Below are 15,923 nucleotides of genomic sequence, written 5' to 3' on the forward strand. Positions count from 1 at the left end.
TTAAAAGGATGTTGCATGTGCTAACGCTCTACAGCACTGATGGATGCCACCTCTGTGAGGTGGCATTTGATCTCGTCGGTAAGATTGGTCTTGCCGAGCATACTCACATTGTCGACATTGCGTTTGATGATGTTTTATTTTCTCGTTACGGCGTCACCATTCCCGTATTGAAATATCAAGATTCTGAGTTGAACTGGCCGTTTGACTTAGAACAACTCAAACATTGGTTGGATAATAATGGCATTACTTACTATTCATAACGCACAACTTGCGTTTGGTGACCATCCATTGCTAGACAAAGCAGAGTTCGCTCTTCAAGAAAACGAGCGCGTTTGTTTAGTTGGTCGTAACGGTGCAGGTAAGTCGACATTAATGAAAGTCCTTGCTGGCGACATTTTGTTGGACGATGGCAAGATTCAAATTACTCAAGATGTGGTTGTTTCTCGACTTGAACAAGATCCACCGCGTAATCAAGAGGGTACCGTTTATGAATACGTATCTGGTGGCTTAGCGGAAGTCGGTGAATTACTGAAGAAGTATCATGATCTTCTGGATCTTGTAGCGCAAGACCCGAGTGATAAAAATATTAATCGTCTTGCTAAAGTACAAGAACAGTTAGATCATCTAAACGCTTGGCGCTTTGATGATCGCGTTAACAATGTGCTTGGTGCTCTTAAACTCACCCCAGAGACAAAACTGACGGACTTGTCAGGTGGTTGGCAACGTAAAGCGGCACTTGCTCGCGCACTTGTTTGTGATCCTGACGTGTTGCTTTTGGATGAGCCGACAAACCATCTGGATGTGACAACCATCGAGTGGTTGGAAAACTTCTTAAAAGATTTCAAAGGCTCGATTATTTTCATTTCCCACGACCGCACGTTCATCAAATCGATGGCGACACGCATCGTCGATTTAGACCGCGGCCAACTGGCTTCTTTTCCGGGTAATTATGACCAATACTTGAATGACAAAGAAGAGATGCTCCGCGTTGAGGAAATGCAAAATGCTGAATTCGATAAAAAACTTGCTCAGGAAGAAGTTTGGATTCGCCAGGGCATAAAAGCGCGCCGAACTCGTAATGAAGGTCGTGTACGTGCGCTTAAAAAGCTACGTGAGGAGCGAAATAATCGTCGCGAAGTTCAAGGTAAAGTAAACCTTAACATTGACGGTGTATCACGTTCAGGTAAGATCGTTTTTGAGGCAGAGAATGTCTCATTCGCTTTTGAAGGTAAGCAGATCGTCGATGATTTCAGCTTCAATATTATGCGAGGTGATAGAATCGCTCTTATTGGTCCTAATGGTTGCGGTAAGAGTACGGTGCTCAAACTCCTACTGGGACAATTAGAGGCTCAGAGTGGACGCCTTCATTGTGGTACAAAACTCGAAGTGGCTTATTTCGACCAATACCGCGAAATTCTCGACCCTGAAAAAACAGTTATCGATAACCTAGCAGATGGTAAACAAGAAGTGATGGTTGGTGGACGTCAGCGACACGCTTTGAGCTACCTTCAGGACTTCTTGTTCGCGCCACAACGTGCACGTACGCCAGTTAAAGCGTTGTCTGGCGGTGAAAAAAACCGTTTGTTGTTAGCTCGTATCTTATTGAAACCTAACAATTTGCTTATTTTGGATGAACCTACCAACGATTTGGACATCGAAACGTTGGAACTATTAGAAGAAATGCTTGCCAATTATCAGGGGACGTTACTGTTAGTCAGCCACGACCGTGAGTTTGTAGATAACACAGTAACAACCAGTTGGATTTTCGAAGGTAACGGTGTTATTGAAGAGTTTGTTGGCGGTTATCACGATGCTAAACAACAGCGTGATCAAGTACTTGCCTCGCGTGGTCAGATTGAAAAAACAGCGCAGAAAGAGAAAGTGGTTGAGGAAACTCCCAAAACTACGCCACCTAAGAACAATTCGAAGAAGTTATCGTATAAGCTGCTCAGAGAGTTAGAGGCTCTTCCAGCTAAACTAGAAAAATTAGAGTCGGATATTGAGGTCCTGCAAAAACAAGTGAATGATCCAGAGTTCTTCACTAAAACTGTTGAACAGACTCAACCGATATTGGAACAACTCGCTGCGGTAGAGCAGGAGTTGGAAATCGCATTCGAGAGATGGGAAGAACTCGAAGCAATGCAACAGGAAAGTTAATATTCCATGAATTGTAGTAACAAATTCAAGTTAACCGTCGTCGCTATGATGGTCGGTACGTCAATGAATGCTAACGCAGCATTATATCGAGTGATTGAAGTGGATCCTGGTGTTAATGGGGATAATATCGATTACTCAACTGCATTTGGTGTCGCTATTCAACAGGGTGACGTAGCTGCAGACCCTAGCACTGGTGTACCTTTCGCCTTGGGCTGTTTCGACAGTGCGGCAGGCTGTATACCAGAACAGTTCAAACTTGCTATAGAAACTCGCACAACAAACCTATCTGAAGGTGCTGCCGTTGACGGTGTCAGCTACAGAGAAGAAGTGCCATTCGCTTCGGATTCCATCTTTGACTACATTGATGATTATGATGATTTTGAACGTTATTGTGACTACGAACGTCGTTATTCAACATGTGAGTCTTGGGCCGCGATTCAATGGCAGCCATATGGTAAAGAATTAGCGAAGGACTTCACGACAAACGCATTTGCACTGGTAGAAAAAAGTCCCACGGCTTACGCAAACCAATATAACAATATCATCAATAGCCTAACTGAAGCCGGGGAAGCAATTGGTAATCAAAGTGTCGTCAGTGCCTCTAATTCATCGGTGCTCAAAACTCGTAACGAGATAGTCGCACCCGTTATCCCTAACACTGATACCGGGGTTAAAGAAAGCCGCGCATGGAATACTGATGGGACATTCACCGTCGGCAGTATCTCCAGAGCAGCCAATAACAAAAATGGTGCACGCCATAGCTCTAAAGCCGCTATTTGGGACAGTAATAAGGATATCGTTGAAGTTCCTTGGACGAGCGGTGTTCAATTTGTAGAAAGTGAGCACATTGCTCAAGGTAGTATGCGTGACCTCGTTGTCGATACAAGCAAAAACATAATTTATGGTGTGGGTTACAACACCTGGCGTGATAATAACTACATGAATGCCACTGTGTTTGTCGGGAGCTTAAATGCAAGTGCCAAGGACGAAAAAAGTATTAATAACTACAGTTGGAATAGTGTGCTTGTGGACGATGCACAACAACGTATTTCTGATGAAACTGTACACAGTAACTCCCGATTAACAGATGTAAATTCAAACTTTGTTGCTATTGGCGAGGCAAAGCGCTCTGGCCAATACCCGATGCCAACTGGCTCATTCCCAAATCGCTTATTTATCGTAAAAGATGTTAGAGAGAGTTCTCCCAAGGCAATTTTCCCTACAGATGGGATTTTCTTTGATGGTGCAGGCGGCACCATGGGCGGCATCAATGCATCAAATGAGATAGTTGGTCAGCTTGATGCCGAAACCTCTCGCGAAGATGAGGGTAAACCTCGCCGTAAGCGCGGTTTTATTTATCCATATAGTCCTGATGGAACAGAGTCGGCAAGATCAAAAGCGCTATTTGATAACAAGGCATGGTTCTTAGATAACCTCACAAACGGTGGTGATTACTCTGCAGCAAACAACGCATTCCGCATCATTTCTGCAACAGACATCAATGATGCTGGGGTTATTTCAGCAACTGCAATGAAATGTGAGGGTGGCTATAAGACTACACAACACAACTCTTCTTGTGCTGAAACAGAGAAGATCGTTGCCGTTAAGTTGATGCCAATAGCTGGAGCGACTTCTGCAAACATTCAAAAGCGAAGCATCGAAGAGGAAGCTGTCGAACGTCAAGGTGCCGGACTCGGTTGGTTGGCTTTGACCATGTTGAGCTTATTCGGGTTCCGAAGAAAATAGCCAGTATTTTTTAAATCAAGCAGAGGCTCACAGAAATGAGCCTCTGTTTTTTTATGCCTTGAGAAAATGCGCATTGTGATCGATTCTTATAAGTGGAGTAACAAAAACTCCATCAAAGTTTCACAGTAACAGTAGTACGTTTGTAAATGGACCTGTATGAGGAATTAACTATGAAGAGACAAAAGCGTGATCGCCTAGAAAGAGCTCAATCTCAAGGCTATAAAGCGGGTTTGAATGGACGGTCGCAAGAGGCCTGTCCGTATCAGCAGGTTGATGCTCGGTCGTATTGGTTAGGTGGTTGGCGTGATGCCAGAGACGAAAAACAATCTGGTCTCTACAAATAAATTATCCACATACAAACAGAAGGATTTGAAAAGGCTCTTTAGGAGCCTTTTCTGCGTATATATACCCGATCAACTTGAAATTACTTGGGTTCTATAAAGAAAAAGCTCCTTCAAAAGGAGCCTTTATGAATACTTCACAGACGAAGATCAGAAGCTTGATGTGTCTTGGAACAAACCAACTTTTAGATCTTTTGCTACATAGATTTCTTTGCCATCCACAAGTACACGGCCGTCAGCAAGGCCCATTACTAAGCGACGATTAACGACGCGCTTCATGTGGATCTCGTACGTCACTTTTTTCGCTGTAGGTAGGATTTGACCAGTGAATTTTACTTCGCCGACACCGAGCGCACGCCCTTTCCCTTGACCGCCAACCCAGCCTAAGAAGAAACCAACAAGCTGCCACATAGCATCAAGACCGAGACAACCAGGCATTACAGGGTCACCCGGGAAATGACAGTCGAAGAACCACAGGTCAGGAGTAATATCCAGTTCAGCAAGAATCAAACCTTTACCGAATTCACCCTCAGTCTCAGACATTTTTGTGATGCGGTCCATCATCAGCATGTTAGGTGCTGGTAGTTGAGGGCCTTGTGGCCACAGTTCCCCTTGGCTTGAAGCGAGAAGGTCTTCACGGCTGTAAGAATCACGTTTGTTTTGCATTATCAATTACTCCAATTTCTGATAGCAGCATCTTAGTGAACAGGTGTACGCTAAACAACTCCGATCAGTACTAGACGAACCAATTTTTGATACGTCCCACAATTCCTTGTGGATGCTCGTGTCGTTCAAAATTTTCAATACGTTCGGCGATTTTATCTATGACACTGTCGTCTTCACCACGGAATGGTTTAGACATAAGGATAGGGATCGCTTCATCCACATTAGAAACTGTCCAAATATGGAACTCACCATTTTTGATACTCTCTATCACATCTTTATGTAACGCGAGATGTTTTAGATTCGTTTTCGGCATTATCACGCCTTGCTTACCGGTAAAGCCTTGGTGCTTACATACTTGGTAAAACCCTTCGATCTTTTCATTCAAGCCACCTACGGCTTGCACACGTCCAAACTGGTCTACCGCGCCAGTAACAGCAATCTGTTGATTAACAGGAGATTCAGATAGGGCACTGACCAAACAACAAAGCTCCGCAAGGGAGGCACTGTCTCCGTCTACCTCACTGTATGATTGCTCAAACACAATGGATGCCGAGCAAGGGAGCGGCTCATCAAGGTTTAACGCAGAGCTTAAGAAGGCTTGCATGATCATCATACCTTTCGCGTGCAGGTTACCACCGAGCTCCGCCTTACGTTCAACATCGGAAATGTCGCCGTCACCAAAGTGAATAACGCAAGAGATACGCGCCGGTTCACCATAAGAGATAGGGTGTCCTGCCATATCAATTACCGTTAGGCCATTAATTTGACCGATTTGTTCACCCGTTGTTTCAATAATTACTTGCCCATCGAGAATATCGTCTACTGCACGTTGCGGCAGATACGATTCGCGGTAATATTTATCATCAATCGCCTGATCAATATCGTCGAACTCAATGACAGATAAGTTTGAATACTGGCTAGCAAGGCCCAATAGCTGGTTGTGCCACATCACACCAAGTGGCAGATAATGTTGATCTTCGGTTAAGCGCATTCCAGCAAGAATTAATCTTCGGAAGGCTTCATTGCTGAGTACAGGATGTTGGTACTCATGGCAAATCCAGTTCACCAAGCCGACATAGTTTCTCATGCTTTCTTGAGATAAATGAATATCTTCTTCCACTTCGGTATACATCGTCATACCAGTGGAGAAATCGTCATCGACGTATTCTATTTCAGCGAGTTGATTTCGGTCACCAGTAATGAGCAGTTTTACATCGTAACTTTGTGGCGCAAAAGGTGATGAGGCAATACGTTGCGGTGTAAGGTTAATTGGAGAAAAGCTTCCACCTTGAACTGCTGCTTTGATATTCGGCCAGCGTGCGGCATTTGCGAGAACCAAATTTGCAGGAATAACAAGATAACCACCATGTGCCTTAGAAATTAGACCAGACTCAAACGTCGCTTGGCCGTCTCGATTCACACTGTAGTGATCGAATAGATCTTTAGCATCGAGCGACTCTACAGTAATGACCGGCGTTGATGTCTTCTTCTTCAACACTTCGCTTATAAAACCACGATAAATCGCGTTATCAGTGCAATTAACCAATAGAATGCGAGTCAAGCCTCGTACACGAGTAAATCGGTCAATGGTTGCCTCTAGCCTAGGCTGGAGGTCAATAAAGGTTTTCGCTGGTAGGGAAGTGGCTTTGCTTAAAATCTCTTCGTACTGCGTGAAAGAAGGGGCGACATCTTGCCAGTTAACTTGGTTCATTCAAATTCATCTTAATTTAATCTTGTGGGCATTATAGCGAAACGACGATCAACTCCATAGCAACAATTTGGCTAATCGAAAAAATCCGCAAATTCAGTTGATTAAACCGTCGACAAATGAGAGATCAATATCGATACTTTTATTAGATTTAATTGCTGAAACGGGATAATTGGGTTACGCTGTAACCATAACGGCATTGAGGGTCAAAAGGATGAAATATCAGCAGCTTGAAAATTTAGAGTGTGGTTGGAAATGGAACTATCTAATCAAAAAGTGGAAAGATGGCGAGGCCGTGACTCGATATATCGATACGAGTGAAGCCGATGCTGCTATCGCCGAACTCAGCAAGCTTGAGCATGAACCGACACAAGTACTTACTTGGATCGAGAACCACATGTCAGAAGAGCTTGAAAATAAGCTGAAACAGGCAATCCGCGCCAAGCGTAAACGTCACTTCAATGCAGAGCAAATCCACACAAAGAAAAAATCCATCGACCTTGATTACCGGGTTTGGGAAAAACTGTCAAACCGAGCGAATGAGCTAGGCTGTACACTTTCTGATGCTATTGAATATTTACTGTCAGAAGCATCTCGAAGTGAGAAAGCTAGCATGAAGGTTTCATCGTTGAAAGAAGACTTGAGTAAATTGTTATCCAGCTAAGGAGAATCAAATGCTTTACGTAATATTGATCGCTGCTGTTGTCATTTTTTGGCTTATCGCTGTGGATAGGCCAGTCCTAAAAGTTAAGTTCGAAAAAGGACACATATCAAAAGTCAAAGGCCATATGCCGCCTTCTTTTAAACATAATCTGCAAGTCATTGCTGAACATGATCCCTTTGATGGGGAGATGAAATTCTACAAGCAACGTACTGGTATGCGTTTAGTTTTTTCCAAAGAAGTGCCGAAAAAAGTTCAACAACGCATAAGAAATGTTTTTCCTCATCAAGGCTTTAAGTCAAACAAAGACAAGAAACAAGCGTAAGCAAACTAGCATTCACTCATTCGAGCAAGACGGGACGCATTAATGTGTCCCGTTTTTATTTTAATAAAATTAATGACTGAAAGTTGTATTTTTAAGATTTGAAATAGGTGACATCTAATACACCCGAACCAATCTTAACCTAAGCATGTTTTCAGATAGGTAAACATTCTCATATCCAGGAAGGAGGCCACGTGTACCATCTGGGTTATTGATTAGAAACCTAGACCAGTCAGATGCAGCCCATCGTCCTGGCTGAGGTACGTAGTCTTCTCGACAATTAATATTGAGATTGATAAGAGCTGAAAGCTCCACCACAAAAGGAGTGCGAAGTAAGTCTTGCTCACTATTTTCATCAGTTACCGGTAAAAGCACCCAGTGACCCGGAACTTCGACATAATTGCCACTATCATCCTGATACCAGTACCAATCTGAGGCATCTTGTTTACCGCAGTAAACATAAGTCACTTGAGAAAAACCAAATGTAGAGACAGAGCATAGTATTGTGAATAAGAATATTTTGTACATGGAAAAGCCTATAGATAATTTAACACTTTTTAAAAAATCACTTTGTTTATTGCTATGAGTGACAACCTGTTTTCCTAACTAGCCATCTCACTTGGATTGGCGATATTCAAAGTAAAAGTTGACGCTGGAAACAAAAAATTAACATTATCTTGTCGTGTAAGAAATTAGACAAAGGTGTAATTTTATAAGATAGACTTGGTCATATAAAAACGACAAGGAGATCAGTTAAACCTTGATGAACGGTTTAAGTTCGGTCGTCACAGCGTCGGAAGTTACCGAAACGAGCGTAAGCCTAAAGTCGTACGCGTGATTAAGGGTGGGGAACTCAGCAAGGTATACAAGAACTTCCAACTTCTTATCTCGTGATAGCCCAGATTGGCAAGTATAGACTTGTCATTAAAACGACGCAGTTCTGATAGGTTGGCTTCAATAAAGTTCGTTAACCATATGCTACGATGTGTACATGTCGTTAATTAAGAGGAACGGAAGTGTTTGAAATTATAATTGGATTATCAATAGGTTGTGTTCTTTATATTTTCTTGAAGGCCAGTAAAAAAACAAATTACAGAAATGTTGAAGAGCCAGTCGTTATTGTTGCGGGGCGCGGTCAAGAGACTAAGAAACGAAAGGTCCCACACAAAAAACGTAACTACCTTTGCACGAATACAGAGAACAATTTTTATCAGGTATTGCTCAGCATATTGCCAGAGGATTACGTGGTGCACAGCCAAGTATCGATGATGGCTTTAGTCCAACCAGTGAATTTCAAACATAACTCTAAAACGTGGGCTAAACGTGTGGATTTCGTTATTACAGATAAGAACACCAAGATACTGGCCGTGATAGAGCTGAACGATTCATCACACCACAAACAAAAACGGCAAGAGCGTGATCAGTACGTGAGCAATGCGTTTAGAGATCTCCATCCATTACTAAGATTCGAGGTGGCGAATTGCTATGACCCGACCACTATCATTGATAAGCTAGAGCAGTACACCGAGATAAAATGCAGGCCATTGGAAGCGGTAGCTTAATTAGGTGTATCAGAAGCCCGGAAAAGGCTCCGCAAGGAGCCTATAAAATTTAAGTGGAATCATCTAAAACACCATAGCATGATCCACTAAGTAGCGACCATCTTCATAGACTAGCACCATTTCTGCTACAAACTCACCTTGGGATTTTGTATAAAATTGCTTCCAGACTATTGCCGCTGAATCTTGGCGCTTAAACACTGCAACGAACTCTCTCTCAGCGAAGAATCCCTTTTCTGCCTGATATTTAACACATATGTCATTTAGATAATCAGGAGTAACAATTTTCAACATACGCTTACTAAAATCACGAACGTGCCCCTCATGGTCTATATTTGTTGATGCTTCCATCAAGTTATCCATGATTGGGTTCGCTATCGCTAATATTTCTTGCTCTGACATTTCTTGAAAGTTCATGACTATCCTTAAATTATTGCTGCGTAAGAGTGCTAACGTGCTGGGAATACATTTTTTACTCACTTAGCAATGTTGGCCAATTTTTATCGGCTTGGATGATATTTCCTTTGATATCTTGCTGCCACTTTTCTTGAACTGACTTGCTGTAGTTTAAGTACAACTTGTCTTCAAAAATATACCATGCATTTGGATCTATTTTTGCCGTATACCCACGACTTACAGCCCAAGCGCAGTAGCCACCATACATAGGAGCATATTTTTGAGGGTTCGCTACGAAAAGATTCAGGTTATCCTGTGATGAAAAATTCCATTCAGCGCCTTTCCATTCGTAAGTAATATCGCTGTTTCCTTTTACTGCTTTGCTTTCCAGAAAATAGGAAACAGGGTCATAGCCTTTAATCGCTTTACCAAAAAAATCGCTATAAACAGGCTCAAGCGCAAAAGCTGATGCCATTGAGCCAAGCCACACACATATCACTAAAGTCAATTTGGTTAGATTATTCATAATGTTCTCCTTCAATTTCATATATAGACAGGAAAGGAGGTATAAATATTTCAAGAATTACATAATGCCTGTCATAAAATGCTTTGCCTTCTTTATTCGTCATTGTGCATTGAAATACCAAATGCATCAACGGTTATCATCATATGTTTCAATATTTTAAAGTGATTTTATAGAGGGGGTTACTCATTTGAATTTAAATCTAGCAGTGGAACAGTAAACACCAGACCAATGAATATCGTTGGGAAAGTAACCAAATGATTTGATGAGCAGAAGTTTTTCTACCATCGGAGCGATATTGTGCGGAGTGACTCGTGAAGCATGACAACGTTCACATGGCTGTTTTCACCGTAACCGAACGCATCATAATGTGGCGGTCGGGGATTGATGTAGAGTCTCTTTAGAGGTTGCTAGGACGACCACGAGCAGCGTGTGCGAGACTTTTAAAGCCTCAAAAGCAAACAATATTGTTAATTTTAGGAGGACATTTTAAAGTGGCTAAAACCAGACATTACTAAATTGCTCTAACAATCACGGTGCGTATTATATGCCCTTATGTATAATGCAGTTGCATACTGCTTGTTTATAAAATGCATCTCTTTTGAGGTGCAATTCAATGAAGTATCACGAAATGACCAAAAACTATATTTTTCGTGAATTTGAATGTGGTTTATCCGTTGAAGAGGCTGCCGAACTTTGTTTAAAAACTGTGAAGACGGTCAAACTTTGGGATAAGGGAAAAGCCATCCCGCCGGAGTGCAGGAGACTAATGCGAATGAACAAGGGCAGGGAACTGAGCATTTGCAATGATTGGGAAAACTTCGTGATGAGACATGATCGCTTAGAACTTCCAACGGGCCAGCTGGTAACTGCACAGCAAGTATTGATTGGAGTCGCGTTGCTTGAACTTGGTGCATCAAATGATATGGAAGTAGCTCACCAGATCCTAAAGTATGCAAGGGTATTGAAGAAAATGGTTTAATTTAAATAAGGCTCCGGAAGGAGCCTTATTTAAACTTTATAAGCTATCATCGGTTGTTTCGAGCATAGGATTCGGTGAGTTGCTAGGAAGATCTTCAGCCCTTGATTGAGTATTCCAAGATATCTGAGCAATTTCGCGAATTCGATCCACGATTGGTTTAGCATCTGTGCCAAGTTTGCCCATAACTACACCTGCATCTCCTACTAACCCCCAGAATCTGTCAAGGTCAGATACACGTTTATGTAGCTCTGATTGGAGTTTTTCTAAACGTTTTAGAAGCCTCTGCCTATGAGATTCTTCCAATTGTTCAAGAGCTGAAATTTGGATTCTTAATTCATTTAAAAGAGACTGAACGCGTTCTAAGTCGCCTTGAGAAAACTCATAAGCAAAAGAACTGCTCAACATTGATTCATATCGCGTGGTATAAGCGTTAATTTTTAGTAAGGTCGCATGGCCAGCAACCTCAGATTCAACGGTTTTAATGAACTGTTGAAGCGCCCCACAGTTAAGTCCAATATCAGAGGTTGGTTCTGGTAAAGCGATGTCAATTGCAATGTTATGGTGATCAATGATCAAAGCCATAAATGAGGCTGCTTCCCACAATAATTCATGTTCAATATCCGTCCACTCTGTATTGTGTAAATATTCATCTAATTTTGAACGCACAAGCTGACAGGCGTTACTTAAACCCATTATTGGGTCTTCTTCAACTTCACGAATGAATTCTGGTGTAAATAACATATATAAACCTACTTAGAAACAGTAAGCTAGCATTCTACAGCACATTGAAATTTCATAAATAGGCATATGACACATATGACACATGTTTTTGCAGTAGATCAATTAAAAACCGAATCAACAATTAGTCCCGACTCTGCTTTAAGTTGTCGAATTTACCCCCGTAATACAGATACGGGGGTTTGGCCTCCCGCCGCGCGTCGCGCAATCGTCCTAGTTCGTCCTCACTTGCTCCGCGCGCTCGTCGGCTGTTGAAAACAATAGAATAGGAAAGCCTTGCTCGGCACTCGCAAAGCTTTGTTGTTGAACGTTCTGGTGCGTTCCAGTGGGTTTACGTGCCTTTGGTGTGGTGATGCTCTGCGAGGCTTATTCTGGCAGGAAGAGGGGTGTTTATTTCCAATTTGGGCTTGGGCAGTTAGTGACACTCGCCAGTCTAGGCAAGTGCCACGGATAACCTATGGTGGGTGGCTCGGTGCCTCGTCGTCGCTTCGCAACTCCTTATATCTCGGTGACTCCCTTCGGTCGGGGCGATGCCCATCACGATCGCTTTAGGTTTCTCAATCCATCTAGTGCGTTAACGTAGTCGCTTATTGCTTCAGAATGGTTATACAGCTCGTCTTGAAGCTTCTCGTTTTTCTCACACTCTGCTAGATACAGTTTTTTGTATCTCAGTGCATCATAACCACCTTTGAGCAAGGCTTTGCTCATTGTTGCCGTGCCTGTTTGCTCTTTGAGTAGTGAGAGCATTGTTTCATGTTCTTGAGTATCTCTGATTGTAATTGCCATCATTTTACCTTTTGCCGGTGTCTTTCCTGGTTGAGTTTTGATTGCAGAATTGGATAGTTAATCCTGGTACCGGTTCGTGTTTTGATTGCGTATTCATTCGTTAGCCCTCATCGTCGCCAAATAGGCCACCCATAGGTTTGAGTTCGATATCTTGCTCTTGCACCTGCGCGTATTGCTCATAAGGGGAGCAGGTCACGTAGAAATTAGAGTCCCCGCTAGACAGCTGCACTAGGCAATCGTCTAGATAGTTCATTTGAATACCAAGTTTCTTTAGAAACGAGTCATTGAGGTAGGTAACGCCTCTCGGTGTTACAACCTCAAAATGGACTCTCAAGCGAATTGAGTGTTGTCTATGCCAGCGTTCCACCGCAGACACATAGATGGTTTCGGAGTTGGCCAGAGGAAACCATTCGGGAACCGTGCCTATGTCATGATAAGCCCTAGACCCGCAATCAGTGCCCGAACAATCAACACCACCAGAACCCACGCCAGAATGAGACGCAGAGCCTTGGTTATAGCGCGCTTGACCGTGTGAAGACGATACCGAATTTTGCTGCGTAGTTTGATTAGGCTGCGTTCCTGCCTCAGTTGACGCCTCAGAACCAGAAACCATATTAATAAGTGCATAGATGATGTACCCCAATGAAAGCACGACCAGTGCAATAGCTGCTAAGAATTTAGGATTAAGGAAAACGTTTTTCCCAAGGCCCGCCTTGGTGATTTGGCCCGTAACGGTGGAGGCGTAGAGCAAGTGAACATCAAGCGGCACCTTGAGGTTATAAACTACATCCTCTTTGCTTGGTTTGGTGACGGTTCGCGTTGGGTCATGCTCAAGGATTCGAGGCTTACGATTGGAGAAAAAGACCCCGTCTTTGCCTTTGTGCTGTTTGGCCAACTCGGCAACACCTTTCAACTCTTTGGGAACTTGGGCGAAGTCGGGCGTTAATAAGACGATGTCCCAGTTGTAATGCCGGTGCTCCATAAATGCATTGTTGAAGTTCTCAGGGTAGATAATCCGTCCTTGCTCATCAAAGCGTGTGCGCTGGCAATCGTCTATTTCACCGTTATCAAGTGATGAAGTGTCCACGGTCAGCCAACGAGAATGAAACAGCTCAGAGAAGCCCTCCGGTAGATGGGATTCAAAGTCACTGAAAGGGCGCTTATGGATGTTGGCCATCTTAAACCCTGCATTGACAGAGAAGATTTGCTGACACTCATCAATCAGGATAAAGGCACCAATCGGAGCCCAACAGAAGAAGTATTTCCAAAGCTCGAAGCCTTCAGGATTGCGCGAACTAATGCGAATGAGACGAGCACTATCAGGAAATTTTTCCCCTAATCGTTTCTCGATCACTTTTAACGGCTGCATGCCGTGAATATTAGTAATGCACACTCGGCCTTCACGAAGGGCGGGCAATAAGTCGAACCAAACTGCACACGCTGATTTGTAAGAGCCGCCGTGGCCATATCGAAATGAAGTAGCCATAAGATCACCAGTTCAAGAAACGCATGACTAAGGACGTAGCAAACGCATCAAAGATAATGCGCAGTCCGGTCGTTATGCCGTATTTCGTGAGGATGTAACGGACATCAGACGGAAGGGCGTTGAAATTAGATTCAATCAGCGTGTAAACACCATAATCAGATAACAATGTTTGCGCGATGCTGAGCGCCATTTGTATCGATGAAATTTTAAGATCAAGCCATAAAGACATGCACCAGATGACCCCGAACTCAAAACAATTTTTTATCCATTCCGGTATGGATTGGATAAAGTCGATCAAGGTTTGTGCAGCATTAGCAATAAACTCAAGTGCTGAAAAGATGAATTCCATGTTATTGACTCCTATGGCCAAACAAGATGAATAGAGCGATGAGGGAGCAGATAAAGAGAATGACAGGGCGAACGTAAGGCGCGACGTCATCAAAACGTTGGAGGCCAGATTCAACTTTGGACCCTTTGATGGTGAATGACCTATCAGTTAGCGAGCCGTTACTAAAATTGGTCCCGATAGACACAAGCCCTTTGATGTCGTTAACGTATCCTTCAATCGTGCGCTTCTTATCTGCGATGCCTTCATTGACTCTGATGAAGTCAGAAGAAGCGAAGATGAGATGATTCACATCGTCACCGCCCGGCGAGATAAAACCGGACCGACTAAGCAAACGTTCGATACCATCAAGACTGTCACCGAACCCTTCTAACTCTTCGGCTAAGCCTTGGGTGTCACCGTTGCCATTGCCGTTGCTGTTGTTTATCGCTTTAGTGATATCGTCAGCGGCTTGTTGGATAAGCGCTTTTGTGTTGTTGTAAATCTTGTTGTCATTGATTTGCTGCTCTTGAACCGCTTGCGTGTTGTCAACGATGGAGCCTTTCACGTTGATTATCTCAGCGGCTATGGAAGCTTGAGACTCATTGATATCAACGTTCAGGTCATGAATTGCCGAGTTAATGTCCTTATTGAGATTGGTCACGGCGCTAACCACTGCCGAGTCTGTCGAATCATCTGTGACGGGTTTTTCAACCTCGGCTTCTGGGTCAACCTCGTTAGGCATCGGCGTGTTGGTTGAATCATCGGGCAGGACGCTTGGATCTTCAATGTCACTGATTGGGGTGTCGGGCTTATCTATTGGTTTATCCGTCGGTGGCGGAATGATAGGAACATCCGGCCCTTGAGCGCCCCAAAAATCAGTGCCACCGCCGCACTGTTTACCCGTATACTCAAATTGAGCGTTACAAAGGGAGTTTTGCGTAAGCTCACCTGACACGTGACCAGTACAAAAAACCATATGGACCGAAAGGCGAGATAATTCGCATCGAGTGGCACCATAGTCACCATAACAAGCGCCTGTCACTTGGTCACTGTAAATGTATTCGGGCCACTCAAGCATCCTTTTTTCGTTTATCGACTTTTTGAACTGGCAAACGTTCATGCAGGTGCCGTCATCATTGTAGCCATAATCACATTCGTAGCTGCACTGAAGCGTTTTAGGGTCGAACAGGCTGTTTGTGGGGCAACGAATCTCAGAATAACTGAGCACGCTGGTGCCAGATGAACCATAGTGACAACTCGTTCTATATGGATACATAGGTTTTGCGCCACGCGACTTCCTGAAGCTACAGTGTGTGTAATACCCCTGTTCAATAAAACACTCGTTCATCTTGTAAGGATCAACCCATTGACCCTTATAGGCGCAGCCTTGCCATGAAATATCAGCAACACGAGCTTCTAGGGAATAGGCATCATTACTGATGAGAAGAATAATGAATAGCGTAATAAAACGCAGATAATGAATCATGTTATTCAACCAATAAAAAAGGGAGCCGAAGCCCCCTT

General features: G+C 43.3%; 18 protein-coding genes. 8 read left to right on the forward strand and 10 right to left on the reverse strand.

Annotated elements, in window-relative coordinates:
• Positions 1–17 precede the first annotated feature (17 nt).
• The 4 genes from AND4_RS03590 to rmf all read left to right on the forward strand — a co-directional run bounded on the left by AND4_RS03590 (position 18) and on the right by rmf (position 4,247).
• The gene (locus AND4_RS03590; RefSeq protein WP_086026781.1) at positions 18–260 is read left to right on the forward strand and encodes a glutaredoxin family protein; all 243 of its coding nucleotides are present in this window, start codon (positions 18–20) and stop codon (positions 258–260) included.
• Positions 238–2,157 (forward strand): ABC transporter ATP-binding protein, encoded by a 1,920-nt coding sequence (locus AND4_RS03595; RefSeq protein ID WP_009841548.1) that lies wholly within the window; start codon positions 238–240, stop codon positions 2,155–2,157. The genes AND4_RS03590 and AND4_RS03595 overlap by 23 nt, the downstream gene beginning before the upstream one ends.
• Before the next feature lie 6 nt (positions 2,158–2,163).
• Positions 2,164–3,903, forward strand: a complete 1,740-nt coding sequence (locus AND4_RS03600) for a DUF3466 family protein (RefSeq protein WP_009841549.1) — start codon at positions 2,164–2,166, stop codon at positions 3,901–3,903.
• Between the two features lie 170 nt (positions 3,904–4,073).
• Positions 4,074–4,247 carry a ribosome modulation factor gene (gene rmf / locus AND4_RS03605; RefSeq protein ID WP_005494976.1) on the forward strand — a complete coding sequence of 58 codons (174 nt, stop codon included), beginning with the start codon at positions 4,074–4,076 and terminating at the stop codon, positions 4,245–4,247.
• 147 nt (positions 4,248–4,394) lie between these two features.
• Here rmf and fabA read toward each other — a convergent pair whose 3' ends face one another.
• Together fabA and AND4_RS03615 are read right to left on the reverse strand one after the other, a co-directional pair.
• Positions 4,395–4,910, reverse strand: a complete 516-nt coding sequence (fabA, locus tag AND4_RS03610) for a bifunctional 3-hydroxydecanoyl-ACP dehydratase/trans-2-decenoyl-ACP isomerase (RefSeq protein WP_009841550.1) — start codon at positions 4,908–4,910, stop codon at positions 4,395–4,397.
• Positions 4,911–4,980: 70 nt separating this feature from the next.
• On the reverse strand, positions 4,981–6,621 hold the full coding sequence (locus AND4_RS03615) for a Lon protease family protein (protein ID WP_009841551.1): 1,641 nt from the start codon (positions 6,619–6,621) through the stop codon (positions 4,981–4,983).
• A gap of 211 nt (positions 6,622–6,832) precedes the next feature.
• On the opposite strand from AND4_RS03615, the gene matP reads away from it, so the two are divergent.
• Both matP and AND4_RS03625 read left to right on the forward strand, forming a co-directional pair.
• Positions 6,833–7,282, forward strand: coding sequence for a macrodomain Ter protein MatP (gene matP / locus AND4_RS03620; protein ID WP_009841552.1), 450 nt, complete (start codon positions 6,833–6,835; stop codon positions 7,280–7,282).
• 10 nt (positions 7,283–7,292) lie between these two features.
• A complete protein-coding gene (locus tag AND4_RS03625) occupies positions 7,293–7,604 on the forward strand; it encodes a DUF3634 family protein (protein ID WP_009841553.1) in 312 nt (103 codons plus the stop codon).
• A gap of 114 nt (positions 7,605–7,718) precedes the next feature.
• Here the strand turns inward: AND4_RS03625 and AND4_RS03630 are convergent, their stop codons facing one another.
• A complete protein-coding gene (locus AND4_RS03630) occupies positions 7,719–8,069 on the reverse strand; it encodes a hypothetical protein (RefSeq protein WP_241210239.1) in 351 nt (116 codons plus the stop codon).
• Between the two features lie 548 nt (positions 8,070–8,617).
• Here AND4_RS03630 and AND4_RS03635 point away from each other — a divergent pair.
• Complete coding sequence (locus AND4_RS03635) at positions 8,618–9,163, forward strand: DUF2726 domain-containing protein (RefSeq protein WP_009841555.1); 546 nt, start codon at positions 8,618–8,620, stop codon at positions 9,161–9,163.
• 63 nt (positions 9,164–9,226) lie between these two features.
• Here the strand turns inward: AND4_RS03635 and AND4_RS03640 are convergent, their stop codons facing one another.
• Both AND4_RS03640 and AND4_RS03645 read right to left on the reverse strand, forming a co-directional pair.
• Positions 9,227–9,577 carry a hypothetical protein gene (locus tag AND4_RS03640; RefSeq protein ID WP_009841556.1) on the reverse strand — a complete coding sequence of 117 codons (351 nt, stop codon included), beginning with the start codon at positions 9,575–9,577 and terminating at the stop codon, positions 9,227–9,229.
• 55 nt (positions 9,578–9,632) lie between these two features.
• Positions 9,633–10,082, reverse strand: coding sequence for a YHS domain-containing (seleno)protein (locus tag AND4_RS03645; RefSeq protein WP_009841557.1), 450 nt, complete (start codon positions 10,080–10,082; stop codon positions 9,633–9,635).
• Between the two features lie 613 nt (positions 10,083–10,695).
• Between AND4_RS03645 and AND4_RS03650 the strand changes: the two genes are divergently transcribed.
• A complete protein-coding gene (locus AND4_RS03650) occupies positions 10,696–11,061 on the forward strand; it encodes a phage protein (protein ID WP_009841558.1) in 366 nt (121 codons plus the stop codon).
• 36 nt (positions 11,062–11,097) lie between these two features.
• On the opposite strand, the gene AND4_RS03655 is transcribed toward AND4_RS03650, so the two are convergent.
• From AND4_RS03655 to AND4_RS03675, 5 genes are all read right to left on the reverse strand, one after another.
• Positions 11,098–11,802: a hypothetical protein gene (locus AND4_RS03655; RefSeq protein WP_009841559.1), complete on the reverse strand. Its 705-nt coding sequence runs from the start codon at positions 11,800–11,802 to the stop codon at positions 11,098–11,100.
• A gap of 534 nt (positions 11,803–12,336) precedes the next feature.
• Positions 12,337–12,585 (reverse strand): hypothetical protein, encoded by a 249-nt coding sequence (locus tag AND4_RS03660; protein ID WP_043991441.1) that lies wholly within the window; start codon positions 12,583–12,585, stop codon positions 12,337–12,339.
• A 100-nt stretch (positions 12,586–12,685) separates the two neighbouring features.
• Entirely contained in the window at positions 12,686–14,071 is a 1,386-nt protein-coding gene (locus AND4_RS03665; RefSeq protein ID WP_009841561.1) for a zonular occludens toxin domain-containing protein, read from the reverse strand.
• A gap of 4 nt (positions 14,072–14,075) precedes the next feature.
• Entirely contained in the window at positions 14,076–14,420 is a 345-nt protein-coding gene (locus AND4_RS03670) for a DUF2523 family protein (protein WP_009841562.1), read from the reverse strand.
• 1 nt (position 14,421) lies between these two features.
• The gene (locus AND4_RS03675; RefSeq protein WP_009841563.1) at positions 14,422–15,885 is read right to left on the reverse strand and encodes a hypothetical protein; all 1,464 of its coding nucleotides are present in this window, start codon (positions 15,883–15,885) and stop codon (positions 14,422–14,424) included.
• Positions 15,886–15,923: the final 38 nt, after the last annotated feature.

It is taken from the genome of Vibrio sp. AND4, assembly GCF_000171815.1.
Classification (GTDB): Bacteria; Pseudomonadota; Gammaproteobacteria; order Enterobacterales; family Vibrionaceae; genus Vibrio.